Source organism: Streptomyces sp. NBC_01089 (genome assembly GCF_045162975.1).
Classification (GTDB): domain Bacteria; phylum Actinomycetota; class Actinomycetes; order Streptomycetales; family Streptomycetaceae; genus Streptomyces.
The window spans coordinates 4113709-4127259 of record NZ_CP108660.1; the positions used below are offsets into that span (position 1 = coordinate 4113709).

Sequence of the window (13551 nt, forward strand, 5' to 3'; positions counted from 1 at the left end):
CCGGGAGGCGCCGGGGGAAGAGGGAAGGAGTCCGCGGCATGGGCGGCGACAAGGGCGACCGGGCTCCGCGACCGCGCGTACGCAGACGGGGCCAGGGCGAGCTGGAGGCCCAGGTGCTGGCCGTCCTGGGCACGGCGGACGAGCCGGTCACAGCCGCCTGGGTACAGGAACGGCTCGGCGGGGGCCTCGCCTACACGACCGTCATCACCATCCTGACCCGGCTGTACGAGAAGAAGGCCGTCACCCGCAGCAGTTCGGGGCGCCCCATCTTGTGGCAGCCGGTGGCGGACGAATCGGGTCTCGCGGCACTGCGGATGCGGCAGTTGCTCGACAAGCAGCAGAACCGGGACGCGGTGCTCTCCAGCTTCGTGTCCGCGCTCTCCCTCGACGACGAGCACCTGCTGCGCTCACTCCTGAACGAGGCTCCCCACCACGACGAGAGCGCACCGCACGAGAACACGCGAGGCGAGCCTCCGCCGGACGAAGCGGAGCGCTGACCGATGGGCGTCTTCGTCTTCCTGCCGCTGATCCTGCCGCTCACCGCGCTGCCCGTCGCCCGCCTCGCCGAACAGCATCTGCATCCCCGGCACGCCGCCCGTCTGCTCACCGCCGTGACAGTCATCCTCGCGGCGTGCAGCACGCTCTGCCTCGGTCTGCTGATGGTCGTCGGGACGGCCCAGCTGCCCGGCAATCCACTGCCGGACAGCTGGTCCGACCCCGAGGTACGCGCCGCCGTCCCCTACGACGAGGTGGCCGGCCGGGCGGCCATCGCGGCGCTCACCTGCGTGGCGGCCGGCTGGGCGCTCACGCTGTACCGCCACATCCGCTTCCGGACCTGCGCCCACCGGACGCTGGCCCTGCTGCCCACGGCGGCGGAGGTCGCGGTCCTGCCCGACGACGCCCCGTACGCGTACGCGCTGCCCGGATCACCCGGCCGCATCGTGCTCTCGACCGGCATGTTCTCCTCGCTCGGCGCGCGGGAACGCGGTGCGCTGCTCGCCCACGAGCGCTCACATCTGCGGGGCAGGCACCACCGGCTGCTGCTCGCGGCGCAGTTGGCAGGCTGTGCCAACCCGCTGCTGCGCCCGCTGCGGGCCGCCGTCGCCTACAGCACCGAGCGCTGGGCCGACGAGGAGGCCGCACAGGCCACCGGCGACCGCAGGATGACGGCCCACGCCGTCGGCCGGGCCGCGCTCGTCTCCCGGCGGGCCACCGCGCCCGGCCTGGCCGCGTTCGCCGAAGCGGGGCCGGTCCCGCGCCGGGTGGCGGCCCTGCTGGCACCGCCGCCCGCCGTCAATGGCCGGCCGCCCGCCCTGACAGCGGCCGGGGCCGCCACTCTGATCGCGGCAGCGGGGACCGCCGCGTCGACCCTGTCGGCCCTGAATGCGGCCTGCGCGCTGTTCCTCGTACTGGAAGCGGCAACACCGCTGTAGCCACGGACCCACCGCCCGGACAGCACCGCCGGCACAGCACCGCCGGCACAGCACTGTCCGCACGTCACCGGGCCGCACGCCACCGCCCGGACAGCACCGCTGGCACAGCACTGTCCGCACCCCACCGGGCCGCACAGCACCGCCGGCTCCGGCGCGCGCAGTTGTACCTACGCCCGACGCGAGCGCCTACGACTGGCCCGGCTGGGGTGCCTGAGGCGCCTGGGCTCCCGGGGAAACCGGAGACGCCGCCGACCCCGTGGACGCAGAGGACGCCGGAGAAGCCGCCGAAGGCACCGGAGAAGCCGAGGAGGACGCCGGCGTGACAGCCCCGTCGTCCTTCATCGCCTTCGCCTCGCTCTTGAGAATGCGCATCGATTTGCCCAGCGCACGGGCGGTGTCGGGCAGCTTCTTCGATCCGAACATCACCATGACCACGATCACCACGATGAGCAGGTGCCAGGGCTCAAGAACGTTGCGGAGCATCTCCACCCCACCCTTCTTCTCGTCGGTCCGGCGGCCTGTACCGCCGGAAACCTCTCCAGAAAAGCTTGCTACATTGCGCAACTGTACAACCATGGGGTGGGGCCGTTCGTCCCCTCTTGTACGGACGGACGGATGAGAGCGCGCAGATGAAAACGAGCGATCGGACGACACGCGGCAACGAGCGGATCCCCCGGCCCGCGACCCGGGGGAGGAAGAACGGCGACAGGAGCAGCACCCGGGGCCACCCCGGCCACGGAACGGGCCACGGCACACCACCCCACCGCCGCCAGCAGGGCACCCATGCCACGGACCGCGGGCCCGCGCGCCGCAAGCGCCAGAAACGCGGCCGCGCCCGCCTCCTGCTCGCCATAGCCGTGGCGCTGCTGGTGCTGGCCACCGCGGGCGCCGGATGGGTCTACCTCCGGCTGAACGGAAACATCAACTCCTTCAGCTCGGACGGAATCTCGGCGGACCGCCCCGCGGCCGCCACCAAGGGCCAGAACGTGCTCGTGATCGGCTCGGACGCGCGTACCGGCGGCAACAGTGCGCTGGGCGGCGGCGACAAGAACGACGTGGGCCGCTCCGACACGGCGTTCGTCCTGCACATCTACGCCGACCACAAACACGCGATCGCCGTCTCCATCCCCCGCGACACCCTCGTCACCATCCCGTCCTGCAAGCTGCCCGACGGCGGCTGGACCAAGCCGCAGCCCCACACGATGTTCAACGCGGCCTACTCCGTCGGACAGACCGCCAAGGGCAACCCCGCCTGCACCCAGAACACGGTGGAGAAGCTCACCGGTATGCGCATCGACCACACCGTCGTCGTCGACTTCGAGGGCTTCTCCAAGCTGACCGGCGTCGTCGGCGGCGTCCAGGTGTGTCTGCCGCAGAACATCTACCAGCAGGACCTCGACCCGAACCGCACCACCCGCGGCAAGCTCCTCTTCGCCAAGGGCGAGCAGAGCGTGTCCGGGCAGAAGGCGCTCGACTACGTACGCATCAGGCACGGAATCGGCGACGGCTCCGACATCGGGCGGATCAAACGCCAGCAGGCATTCGTCTCCTCCTTGATCAAGAAGGTGAAGGACGACGGGTTCACCCCCACCAAACTGCTGCCGCTCGCCGACGCCGCCACCCACTCGCTCACCGTCGATCCGGGGCTGTCGTCCGCCGACAAGCTGCTCTCCTTCGTGATGTCGCTGAAGAACATCGATCTGCACAACACCAAGTTCGTCACCATTCCCTGGCGTTACCAGGGCGCGCGCGTCGCCATAGTCGAACCGGCCGCGAGCGCCCTCTGGTCCGATCTGCGGGCCGACCGGACGATCGACGGCAAGGACGCCAGCGGCAAGGACCACAAGAACGGCAGCGCCCCGTCCCCCGGTTCCTCGTCCAGCCCCTCGTCCTCCTCGTCGAAGCAGGCCCCCGCAGGACCCGTGTCCGGTGCCGGGATCGCCGTCGGCGTCCAGAACGGCACCACGGTCACGGGCCTCGCCGCCCACGCGGCCCAGACCCTCGGGGACCACGGTTTCACCGTGACCGGCACGGCGACGGCCCCCGCCCAGAACCACACGTCCACCGTCATCACCTACGGGCCCGGGCAGCGCACCGGCGCCGAGACCGTGGCGCGGCTCTTCGCGGGGGCGACCCTCCAGGAAGGGGCAGCCGCCGGCATCACCGTGACGCTGGGCCAGGTCTACGCCGACAACCCATCGGCGACACCGGACAGCACCCCGGCGCCGGGGTCGTCGCCGGCCGGTTCGTCGCCCTCCTCGCTCCCCTCGTCGGTGGCGTCGGGCGCCCGCTCCGGTGACGAAGGGCCGTGCAGCAACGTGTCCTACGGCTGAAGCGCCCCCGGCCGTACGGAGTGACCGCCCCCGGAAGCGTCAACTCGCCTGCGGGCGGAGGCTGTCGCACCGCCGACTGTCGCACCGCCGCCTGTCGTACCGCCGCCTGGCCGCCGCGAGCCCCACCGCGTACAGGCCGAGCACCACCAGGAGCAGCGGGTAGTAGAGGCCGGGCAGCGGCGCCATGCCCAGCGGCGGCCCCAGCGGTGAGAGCGGGAGCAGCAGTCCGACGGCGGCGAGAGCGGCCGCCGCCCAGCGGACCGGGCTCGTCCCGTCCCCCCGGCGCAGCAGAAGCATCACCAGCGCCTGCGTCAGCAGGTTCTCCACGAACCAGCCGGAGTGGAACACCGTCTCGCTGTCCGGGCCCCCGGGGCCGTGCACGGCGAGCGCCAGCACCCCGAACGTCGCGAGGTCGGCGACCGCGTTGAGCGCGCCGAAGCCGGTGATGAACCGGAGGAAGTCGCGCGACCGCAGCGTTGCGGGGCGGCTCAGCACGCCGGGGGCCGGCCGGTCGTAGGCGAACGCGAGCTGCGCCCCGTCGAAGCAGAGGTTCTGCACCAGCACCTGGGCCGGAAGCATCGGCAGGAAGGGCAGCAGCAGCCCGGCGGCGAGCATCGCGATGACATTGCCGAGGTTGGACGAGAGCGTGATGCGCAGATACGTCGCGATGTTGCCGCTGCTGTGGCGTCCGGCCCGCAGCGCGTGTTCGACGGCCGACAGGTCCTTCGCGTGCTCGGCGAGCACCACGTCCGCGCCCTCCCGCGCCACGTCGACCGCGTCGCGCGGGCAGATCCCGACGTCCGCCGCGTACAGGGCGGGCAGGTCGTTGACCCCGTCGCCGAGGAATCCGCAGACCCGGCCGTCGGCCCGGAGCGCGCGGACGATCCGGGCCTTGTGCTCGGGGGTGCAGCGGGCGAAGACGGCCGTTTCACGTGCCGCCGAGGCCAGTTGGCCGTCCGTGAGGGCGTCCACGTCACCGGCGGTGAGCACGGTGCCGGGATCGAGCCCCAGCTCCTGGCAGGCACGGGCGGCGGTACCGGGGTGGTCGCCCGTGACGACCTTCACCGTCACCCCCATCGCGGCGAGCGCGGGCAGCGCGTCCGCGGCGCTCGGCACCAGCGCGTCGCGCAGGGTCACGAAGCCGCGGAAGGTGAGGCCGCGCTCGTCGGCGGTGGTGTAAGCCCGCTTGCGCGCCGGGCGCTCGGCGGTGGCGACGGCCAGCAGCCTGGTCCCGCCGCGTACATGCTCCCCGGCCGCCGCGAGCAGCCGCTCCCGCTCCGCGCCGTCGAGCGCGCAGCGTTCCAGCACGTTCTCGACGGCGCCCTTCACCACGAGGGTGTCGACGCCCAGCCGGCCGGGGCGGCGTACGACGGCGGTCGCCATGCGCCGCACCGGGTCGAAGGGCAGCGCGGCGATCCCCTCGTACGGCAGGAACTCCTCACCGTCCGACGCGCCGAGCAGCGCCTCGTCGAGCGGGTCGGGGGCGGGCAGATCGGCCAGCTGAAGGGTCCACCAGGCGTTGACCGCGGCCCAGTGCAGGACATCGCGGTCGTCCGCGCCGTCCGCGCCCAGCGCCCGGTCGACCACGGGCAGGTCCTGGGTGAGCGTCCCCGTCTTGTCCAGGCAGAGCACATCCACCGCGCCCAGATCGTGCAGCGCCGGCAGCCGTTTGACGATCACCCCGTGGTGGCGGGCGAGCAGCGAGGCGCCGCGCGCCAGACAGCTGGTGACGATCACCGGGAGCATCTCGGGCGTCAGGCCGACCGCCACCGCGACGGCGAACGGCAGCGTCTCAAGGCCCCGCCCGCGCAGCGCGGCGTTCGCCATCAGCACCAGCGGCGGGGTGAGCAGCATGAACCGGATGAGGATCCACGAAATGCCGTGCACCGACCGGTCGAAGGCGCTCGGCCCGCGCGGAACCGCCGCCCCGTGCCCGGCGGCGAACCGCGTCAGCGCCCCGGTCGCCACCACGACGGCGCTGCCGCTGCCCGCGGCCACACTGCTGCCCTGGAAACAGAGATGCGCGCGGTCGAATCCGGTGTCGTCTGACGCCGGTACGGGAACGTCTGCTGCCGACTTGGCGACCGCGGCCGACTCCCCGGTGAGCACCGCCTGGTTGACGCTCAGCCCGACGGCCCGCAGCAGCCGTACGTCGGCCGGCACCAGATCGCCCGGCCCGAGCCGGACCACATCGCCGGGCACCAACTGGTCGACCGGAACCTCACGGGTCACCGGAACCGCGTCGTCCGCCGACCGTCGCAGCACCGTCGCCGTACTGGCCACCAGCTCGCGCAGCGCGCCCATCGAGCGGTCGGCGCGGTGCTCGCCCAGGGAGCGCAGCACACAGCTCACCACCACGAGCGCGATGATCACCGAGGCGGTGCCCCACGCCGCGACCAGCGACGAGACCACCCCGAGGCAGAGCAGCACGGCGGTGAAGGGGTCCCGGACGCTGCGCAGGAACCGTACGAGCCAGGGGACGGGCCGCCGTGCGGGCAGCGTGTTCTCGCCGAACTGCCGCAGCCGTGCGTCGGCCACCGCGTCCGTCAGCCCGCGCGGACCGCTGTCCAGGGCGCGCAGCACCTGGAGCGAGGTCAGCTCACCCAGGTCCGGTGCGGCGCCGCCTGCCGGATGAGCGTCGTCAGCCGCCCGCACGGCCCGTACGGAGACCCGGGGACCGGGCTCCGGGGCCGCGGCGGCCTCAGGTGCCTGTCCCACGGAGGTGGCCCGCGGAAGACCCGCCGTCGGCACGGTCGGCCAGCTGGCCGACCACCAGCCGTACGACGGTCACGACATCGGGATCGTCGACGAAATACACCTGCCGCCGCCCCTCCCGCCGGGAACGGACCAGGCCGGCCAGTTTGAGTTTCGTCAGATGCTGGCTCACCGCGGGGAGCGCGCCGCCGACCCGCTCGGCCAGGCCGCTCACATCGCTCTCGCCCTGCGCCAGCGCCCATACGATGTGCAGCCGGGCCGACGAGGCGAGCAGACCGAACGCGGCGGCCGCTTCGGCGAGCACCTCCGCGGAGGGATCCGGGAATCTCTCGACGCCTGCCGCCACTTCGCCTTCCCCCCACCGCTGGACCATCCGCCGGGCCATCTGCCGGACCGCACCATTCTAGGGTCCTTCGTTCGGGTCGGCCTGGCTCGTGGCAGCGTGGCCCATTTGCGTTCGGATGTCGGGCCGCCTAGCTTATCGGTACGAAACTGTTTCGTTTTACTGGAGTGTCATGCCTCAGCCCGAGTCCCGAAGAACCCGGCTGTCGCCCGAGCGGGAGGCGGAGATCTTCACCGCCACCCTGGACCTGATCCGCGAGGTCGGTTACGAAGCCGCCCGCCTCGACGCCGTGGCGCAGCGCTCCCAGTGCAGCAAGGCCACGCTGTACCGGCGCTGGCAGGGCAAGCCCCGGCTGGTGTCGGAAGCGCTGCGGCACGGCAAGCCGTTCACCCTGTCCGGCATCGACACCGGCTCCCTGCGGGGAGACCTGTACGAGATGACATCCCGCATCGGGAGAGCCAGGAAGGACCATGCCCTGATGCGCGGCATCGCCCTGGCCGTCCGGCAGGACTCCGCACTCGCGGAGGCGATGCACGAGACACTGGTGCGGCCCGACCTGGAGGCAGCCCGCGGCATCGTGGACCGCGCCATCGCACGCGGAGAGGTCGATCCGGCCAATCCGGCCCTCGACTTCTTCCCCCACCTCATCCAGGGCGCGGGCTTCGCCCGGCTGGTCTTCGAACAGCGCGAGCCCGACGCCGACTACCTGCGCCGCTACGTCGACGCCGTCGCCCTCCCCGTGTTGCTCCGGGGGACCGACGGCAGCGCCACAGATACCACCTGAGGAGTACATGATGAGTTCCGCACCCGCCGACGCGGCCGTCGGCACCATATCGCCGCCCGCCGCACCACCGGCCCCCTCGGCATCGCCGCCCCCGGCGCACCGCTGGTGGGCCCTCGTGGTCATCGGCCTCGCCCAGCTGATGGTCGTGCTGGACGCCACCATCGTGAACATCGCACTGCCGTCGGCCCAGCAGGACCTGGGATTCTCCAACGACGACCGGCAGTGGGTCGTCACCGCCTACTCACTGGCCTTCGGCAGTCTGCTGCTGCTCGGCGGACGGCTGGCCGACCTCTTCGGCCGCAAGACCACCCTGCTCATCGGGCTGATCGGTTTCGCCGCCTCCTCCGCACTGGCCGGAGCCGCGGGCGGGTTCACCCTGCTGGTCGTGGGGCGTGCGCTCCAGGGCGCGTTCGGCGCGATGCTCGCGCCGTCGGCGCTCTCCCTGCTGACGACGACCTTCACCGATCCGAAGGAACGCGGCCGTGCCTTCGGGGTGTTCGGGGCGATCGCCGGTTCCGGCGGCGCGGTGGGGCTGCTGCTCGGCGGGGTGCTCACCGAGCACCTGAACTGGCGCTGGACGCTGTACGTCAACCTCGTCATCGCCGTACTCGCGGTGGCCGGGGCGCTGCTGTTCATCCGCAGGCCCGCGCCCGCCCAGCGTCCCAAGCTCGACCTGCTGGGCACCCTGCTGGTCTCCAGCGGGCTCTTCTGCATCGTCTTCGGGTTCTCCAACGCGGAGACGTACACCTGGAGCGACCCGATGTGCTGGGGCTTCCTCGCGGGCGGTGTCGTACTGCTGCTGGCCTTCATCGGCTGGCAGACCAGGGCCGCGCACCCCTTGCTGCCGCTGCGGGTCTTCGCCGACCGCAACCGCAGCGCCTCGTACCTGATGGTGTTCGCCACCGGCGCCGGAATGTTCGGGATCTTCCTCTTCCTGACCTACTACCTCCAGCAGATCCTCGGCTACACACCGGTGAAGACCGGGCTCGCCTTCCTGCCGATGATCCTCATGCTGATGCTGCTGGCACAGCTCTCCATCAACCTGCTCATGCCGAAAATCGGCCCCAAGGTCATGGTGCCCATCGGCACCCTGTTCGCCGCGGGCGGCCTGGCCTGGCTGACCAGGATCGACCTGTCCAGCAACTACAGCGCGGACATCCTGCCGCCGCTGCTGCTGATCGGCGCCGGCATCGGCATGGTGATGCCCCCTGCCATGTCGCTGGCGACCCTCGGCGTCGCACCCGCCGACCAGGGCGTCGCGTCCGCGACGGTCAACACCATGCAGCAGGTGGGCGGTTCCATCGGCACCGCGCTGTTCTCCACCATGGCGACCACCGCGGCCGGCGACTACGTGAAGGACCACGGCACCTCCAAGCCGGCTCTCGCCCAGGCCGCCGTGCACAGCTACGCCATCGTCTACTGGTGGGCGGCCGGGCTGTTCGCGATCGGCTTCCTGATCGCGGTCTTCCTTTACCGCAAGGGCCGTCCGCTGGCAGCGGGGCCGGCGCCGGAACCGGCCGACGCGCACACCCCCGGGGCGCCCGACGACCTCACCACGGCGGCCCCGCAGGAGCAGCCGACCGCGGAACTCCCGGCCGCGGCACCGGCCGCGGAACCGCTGCGGACCGGCGTACGCGGACGGGTGCTGGGTGATTTCGACGCCCCGGTGGCATCGGCGGTGACCCTCATCGACCAGGCCGGCCGCCAGGTGGCCCGCGCGGTTCCCGGCCCGGACGGCTCGTACGCGCTGTCCGCCCCGTACGGCAGGTACGTCCTGGTCGCTTCGGCGCCCGACCGCAAGCCCGAGATCAGCGAACTCGTCCTGGGCACCGAGCCCGTCGAGCACAACGTCCGGCTCGCGGGCACCGGCGGGCTCTTCGGCACCGTCAGCGGAACGGCCGGGCCCATCGAAGGCGCGCTGCTCGTCGTGACCGACGCGGAAGGCAGCGTGGTCGACTCGGCCATGTCGGCCGCGGACGGCGGCTACCGCCTGCCCGCGCTGCCGCCGGCCGCGTACACCTTCACCGCCGGAGCCGAGGGCCACCAGCCCTACGCCGCCCTGGTCACGGTGACGGGCTCCGCACCCACCCGGCACGACGCCTCCCTCACGGCGGCGGCGACGGTCCGGGGCACGGTGAAGGGGCCGCAGGGCGAGCCGGTGGACGACGCCCTGGTCACCCTGCTCGACACGGCGGGCAACGTCGTCGCCCGGCACACCACGGGCCCGGACGGCGTCTACACCTTCACGGGTCTCACCGGCCTCGACTACACGCTGATCGCCGCGGGCTACCCGCCCGCTGCGTCACAGATCACAGTCCCGTCGGACGCCGGGAACGGCTTCGACGTACTGCTGGGGCACTCGGACTGAACCGTCCTGGGCGGCCGCACCAACACCGTGCGGCCGCCCAGGACCCGGGACATGAGAGCTCGGGGGCATGAGGCAACGGAAGAAGGGCCCGCATCATCGAGATGATGCGGGCCCTTCCACCGTGATACTGAACACCTTCACCGGTGTCCGATGATGGTGCGCGAGGGGGGATTTGAACCCCCACGTCCCTAAGGACACTGGCACCTGAAGCCAGCGCGTCTGCCGTTCCGCCACTCGCGCAAGTGGTGTTTCCGAGACTCTCTCACTGGTTTGTGCGAGCGCCTGGCGACATCCGAAGATTAGCACGCTGGACAGGGTGGATTCACATCCGTTCTCCGGCGGGCGACCGGCGGGAACGACCGGCGCCCGTCCGGAACCGGGACCTCGTCCCCCCACTCCTCCTCAGTGCACGCCGAGTGCGGGACACTGTTCAGGAGCCACCTCTACGATCCGTGTGAGAGGTGACACTTATCCACAGGGGGAACAAGGGGAACCAGCCGATTTCCCCGTGCGTGGATACGATCAGTAAGCAGTACCAGGACGCCAACGTCGGAGGAGGTGCCTCATGGGAGTCATGAAGAAGTTCGAGCAGCGTCTCGAAGGTCTGGTCAACGGCACCTTCGCGAAGGTGTTCAAGTCCGAGGTCCAGCCCGTCGAGATCGCCGGCGCGCTCCAGCGCGAGTGCGACAACAACGCGACGATCTGGAACCGCGAGCGGACCGTCGTCCCCAACGACTTCATCGTCGAACTGAGCACACCGGACTACGAGCGCCTCAGCCCGTACTCGGGACAGCTCGGCGACGAACTCTCCGGACTGGTGCGGGACTACGCGAAACAGCAGCGGTACGCCTTCATGGGGCCGATCAAGGTCCATCTGGAGAAGGCGGAGGACCTGGACACCGGTCTCTACCGCGTCCGCAGCCGCACCCTCGCGTCGAGCACCAGCCAGCAGGGCGCCGACCGCGGCCCCGCCGCACCTCAGGCCCCTCAGCGGAACGCCGGCTACGGCTACCCGCCGGCCGCGGCTCCGCCCATGCCCAGCGCACCTCCGCCCGGAGGGAACCGCCCGGCAGCCGGCCGTGCGCCCGCTCCGGGACCCATGCCGAGCACCCAGACGCGGCGCTGGATCGAGGTCAACGGCACCCGCCACCAGATCTCCCGCGCCACCCTGGTGCTCGGCCGCAGCACCGAAGCCGACGTGCGTATCGACGACCCCGGTGTATCCCGCCGGCACTGTGAGATCCGCGCCGGTTCCCCCTCGACGATCCAGGATCTCGGGTCCACCAACGGCATCGTGGTAGACGGACAGCACACCACCCGCGCTACGCTCCGCGACGGCTCGCGGATCGTCGTGGGCAATTCCACCATCGTTTACCGGCAAGCCGAAGGGTGAAGCGGGGGCAATGTCAGAGCTGACCCTGACGGTCATGCGGCTAGGTTTCCTAGCTGTTCTGTGGCTGTTCGTGATCGTGGCCGTCCAGGTCATCCGCAGCGATCTGTTCGGAACGCGCGTCACGCAGCGCGGCTCACGCCGCAACGCGGACGCCCGCCCTCCGCAGACCGCGCGGCAGGCCGCCGCGCCGCCGCAACAGCGTCAGCAGGCGGCGGCCGGCCGCCAGCGCCGGGGCGCACCGAGCAAACTCGTCGTGTCCGAGGGCAGCCTCACGGGCACCACGGTCGCCCTCCAGGGCCAGACCGTCACCCTCGGCCGGGCACATGATTCAACAATCGTGCTGGACGACGACTACGCGTCGAGCAGGCATGCCAGGATCTACCCCGACCGGGACGGCCAGTGGATCGTCGAGGATCTCGGGTCCACCAACGGCACGTATCTCGACCGGACCCGGCTGACCACCCCGACACCGATCCCGCTGGGCGCACCGATCCGCATCGGCAAGACCGTCATCGAGCTGCGGAAGTAGTCACGACAATGAGCGAGCGGAGCGAGCGAGCCGCAGCGGTTCCGGCAACGGGCCGGGGCGCGCTCCCGACCGGAGGGTGGGCAGTGTGGCTCGAGACCGGTTGTACCCGGAGCCGACAGGCGAGGTGCGCATGAGTCTGTCCCTGCGCTTCGCCGCCGGATCGCACAAGGGCATGATCCGCGAGGGGAACGAGGACTCCGGTTACGCCGGACCGCGGCTCCTCGCCATCGCCGACGGAATGGGCGGCCAGGCCGCCGGCGAGGTCGCCAGCTCCGAGGTCATCTCCACGCTCGTCACCCTCGACGACGACGTCCCCGGTTCCGACATCCTGACCTCGCTCGGCACGGCCGTACAGCGGGCCAACGACCAGCTCCGCATGATGGTCGAGGAGGACCCCCAGCTCGAAGGCATGGGCACCACGCTCACCGCCCTCCTCTGGACCGGTCAGCGCCTGGGCCTCGTGCATGTCGGCGACTCCCGCGCCTATCTGCTGCGGGACGGTGTCCTGACGCAGATCACCCAGGACCACACCTGGGTGCAGCGCCTCGTCGACGAGGGCCGTATCACCGAGGAAGAGGCCACCACCCACCCGCAGCGCTCCTTGCTGATGCGCGCGCTGGGCAGTGGCGAGCACGTCGAGCCCGACCTCTCCATCCGGGAGGTGCGGGCAGGCGACCGCTACATGATCTGTTCCGACGGGCTCTCCGGCGTCGTCTCGCACCAGACGATGGAAGAGACCCTCGCCAGCTACCAGGGCCCGCAGGAGACGATCCAGGAGCTGATCCAGCTCGCCCTGCGCGGCGGTGGCCCGGACAACATCACCTGCATCGTGGCCGACGTCCTCGACGTCGACTCCAACGACACCCTGGCCGCGCAGCTCAACGACACCCCGGTGGTCGTGGGCGCGGTCGCCGAGAACCAGGCGGCGCAGCACGACGGCGGGGCCATGCAGACCCCGGCGGGCCGGGCCTCCGGCCTCGGCCGCCAGGTGCCGCCGCCCGCGCCCGGCGGCTTCGGCCCGCCCGGAAGCGGCGACGGATACGGCGCGGCACCCGACGGAGCGTTCGACGCGTACAGCGACGAGGACTTCATCAAGCCGTCCGGCGGCCGCAGGTGGATCAAGCGGTCGCTCTTCGTCGTGCTCGCCCTCGCCGTCATCGCGGGCGGGCTCTACGGCGGGTACCGCTGGACCCAGACCCAGTACTACGTCGGGTCCAACAAACAGAACGTCGCGCTGTACCAGGGCATCAGCCAGGACCTCGCCTGGGTCTCGCTCTCGAAGGTCGAGACCGACCACCCCGAGATCGAACTCAAGTACCTCCCGCCGTACCAGCGCAAGCAGGTCGACGCGACGATCACCGAAGGCAGCCTCAGCGAGGCCAAGCGCAAGATCAGTGAACTGGCCGAGCAGGCCGGTGTCTGCAAGAAGGACGCCGAGCGCCGCAAGGTCGAGGAAGAGAACAAGGCGAAGCCGGACACGGGCAAGACCACCGGCAGTGCGAGCACGCTCTCCTCCACCAGCAGTGGGACCACCACCAGGACCGGGACCACCACCAAGCCCAAGCCCAGCGCCACACCCACGCCCGGCCCCAGCCTCTCGGAGGATGAGCAGAAGCTGGTCCCGCTGTGCGGTAAGCAGTAGAGCCGTAGGGG

The 13551-nt window shown here is 71.3% G+C and carries 11 protein-coding genes and 1 tRNA gene; 8 read left to right on the forward strand and 4 right to left on the reverse strand.

The window, feature by feature from the left end; translation table 11 throughout:
• Positions 1 to 38: 38 nt before the first annotated feature.
• Complete coding sequence (locus OG510_RS18210; RefSeq protein ID WP_406138068.1) at positions 39 to 497, forward strand: BlaI/MecI/CopY family transcriptional regulator; 459 nt, start codon at positions 39 to 41, stop codon at positions 495 to 497.
• A gap of 3 nt (positions 498 to 500) precedes the next feature.
• A complete protein-coding gene (locus OG510_RS18215) occupies positions 501 to 1433 on the forward strand; it encodes a M56 family metallopeptidase (protein ID WP_406138069.1) in 933 nt (310 codons plus the stop codon).
• A gap of 186 nt (positions 1434 to 1619) precedes the next feature.
• Here OG510_RS18215 and tatA read toward each other — a convergent pair whose 3' ends face one another.
• Positions 1620 to 1916, reverse strand: coding sequence for a Sec-independent protein translocase subunit TatA (gene tatA / locus OG510_RS18220; protein WP_406142445.1), 297 nt, complete (start codon positions 1914 to 1916; stop codon positions 1620 to 1622).
• A gap of 146 nt (positions 1917 to 2062) precedes the next feature.
• Here tatA and OG510_RS18225 point away from each other — a divergent pair, with 146 nt between their 5' ends.
• On the forward strand, positions 2063 to 3766 hold the full coding sequence (locus OG510_RS18225; RefSeq protein WP_406138070.1) for an LCP family protein: 1704 nt from the start codon (positions 2063 to 2065) through the stop codon (positions 3764 to 3766).
• A 39-nt stretch (positions 3767 to 3805) separates the two neighbouring features.
• Here OG510_RS18225 and mgtA read toward each other — a convergent pair whose 3' ends face one another.
• Together mgtA and OG510_RS18235 are read right to left on the reverse strand one after the other, a co-directional pair.
• Complete coding sequence (gene mgtA / locus OG510_RS18230; protein WP_406138072.1) at positions 3806 to 6484, reverse strand: magnesium-translocating P-type ATPase; 2679 nt, start codon at positions 6482 to 6484, stop codon at positions 3806 to 3808.
• Positions 6468 to 6827 carry an ArsR/SmtB family transcription factor gene (locus tag OG510_RS18235; RefSeq protein ID WP_406138073.1) on the reverse strand — a complete coding sequence of 120 codons (360 nt, stop codon included), beginning with the start codon at positions 6825 to 6827 and terminating at the stop codon, positions 6468 to 6470. The genes mgtA and OG510_RS18235 overlap by 17 nt, the downstream gene beginning before the upstream one ends.
• Before the next feature lie 169 nt (positions 6828 to 6996).
• Between OG510_RS18235 and OG510_RS18240 the strand changes: the two genes are divergently transcribed.
• Positions 6997 to 7608: a TetR/AcrR family transcriptional regulator gene (locus tag OG510_RS18240; protein WP_406138074.1), complete on the forward strand. Its 612-nt coding sequence runs from the start codon at positions 6997 to 6999 to the stop codon at positions 7606 to 7608.
• A gap of 10 nt (positions 7609 to 7618) precedes the next feature.
• Positions 7619 to 9976: a DHA2 family efflux MFS transporter permease subunit gene (locus OG510_RS18245; protein WP_406138075.1), complete on the forward strand. Its 2358-nt coding sequence runs from the start codon at positions 7619 to 7621 to the stop codon at positions 9974 to 9976.
• A 154-nt stretch (positions 9977 to 10130) separates the two neighbouring features.
• Here OG510_RS18245 and OG510_RS18250 read toward each other — a convergent pair.
• A tRNA-Leu gene (locus OG510_RS18250) sits at positions 10131 to 10216 on the reverse strand.
• Between the two features lie 325 nt (positions 10217 to 10541).
• Here OG510_RS18250 and OG510_RS18255 point away from each other — a divergent pair.
• From OG510_RS18255 to OG510_RS18265, 3 genes are all read left to right on the forward strand, one after another.
• Positions 10542 to 11369 (forward strand): FhaA domain-containing protein, encoded by an 828-nt coding sequence (locus tag OG510_RS18255; protein ID WP_406138077.1) that lies wholly within the window; start codon positions 10542 to 10544, stop codon positions 11367 to 11369.
• A 10-nt stretch (positions 11370 to 11379) separates the two neighbouring features.
• Positions 11380 to 11898: an FHA domain-containing protein gene (locus tag OG510_RS18260; RefSeq protein WP_406138079.1), complete on the forward strand. Its 519-nt coding sequence runs from the start codon at positions 11380 to 11382 to the stop codon at positions 11896 to 11898.
• 130 nt (positions 11899 to 12028) lie between these two features.
• Positions 12029 to 13540: a Stp1/IreP family PP2C-type Ser/Thr phosphatase gene (locus OG510_RS18265; protein WP_406138080.1), complete on the forward strand. Its 1512-nt coding sequence runs from the start codon at positions 12029 to 12031 to the stop codon at positions 13538 to 13540.
• The last annotated feature ends 11 nt before the right edge of the window (positions 13541 to 13551 follow it).

Coding starts and splice junctions, on each gene's coding strand:
- OG510_RS18210 (WP_406138068.1), top strand. CDS start 39: ATGGGCGGCGACAAGGGCGACCGGGCTCCGCGACCGCGCGTACGCAGA.
- OG510_RS18215 (WP_406138069.1), top strand. CDS start 501: ATGGGCGTCTTCGTCTTCCTGCCGCTGATCCTGCCGCTCACCGCGCTG.
- tatA (WP_406142445.1), bottom strand. CDS start 1,916: ATGCTCCGCAACGTTCTTGAGCCCTGGCACCTGCTCATCGTGGTGATC.
- OG510_RS18225 (WP_406138070.1), top strand. CDS start 2,063: ATGAAAACGAGCGATCGGACGACACGCGGCAACGAGCGGATCCCCCGG.
- OG510_RS18240 (WP_406138074.1), top strand. CDS start 6,997: ATGCCTCAGCCCGAGTCCCGAAGAACCCGGCTGTCGCCCGAGCGGGAG.
- OG510_RS18245 (WP_406138075.1), top strand. CDS start 7,619: ATGAGTTCCGCACCCGCCGACGCGGCCGTCGGCACCATATCGCCGCCC.
- OG510_RS18255 (WP_406138077.1), top strand. CDS start 10,542: ATGGGAGTCATGAAGAAGTTCGAGCAGCGTCTCGAAGGTCTGGTCAAC.
- OG510_RS18260 (WP_406138079.1), top strand. CDS start 11,380: ATGTCAGAGCTGACCCTGACGGTCATGCGGCTAGGTTTCCTAGCTGTT.
- OG510_RS18265 (WP_406138080.1), top strand. CDS start 12,029: ATGAGTCTGTCCCTGCGCTTCGCCGCCGGATCGCACAAGGGCATGATC.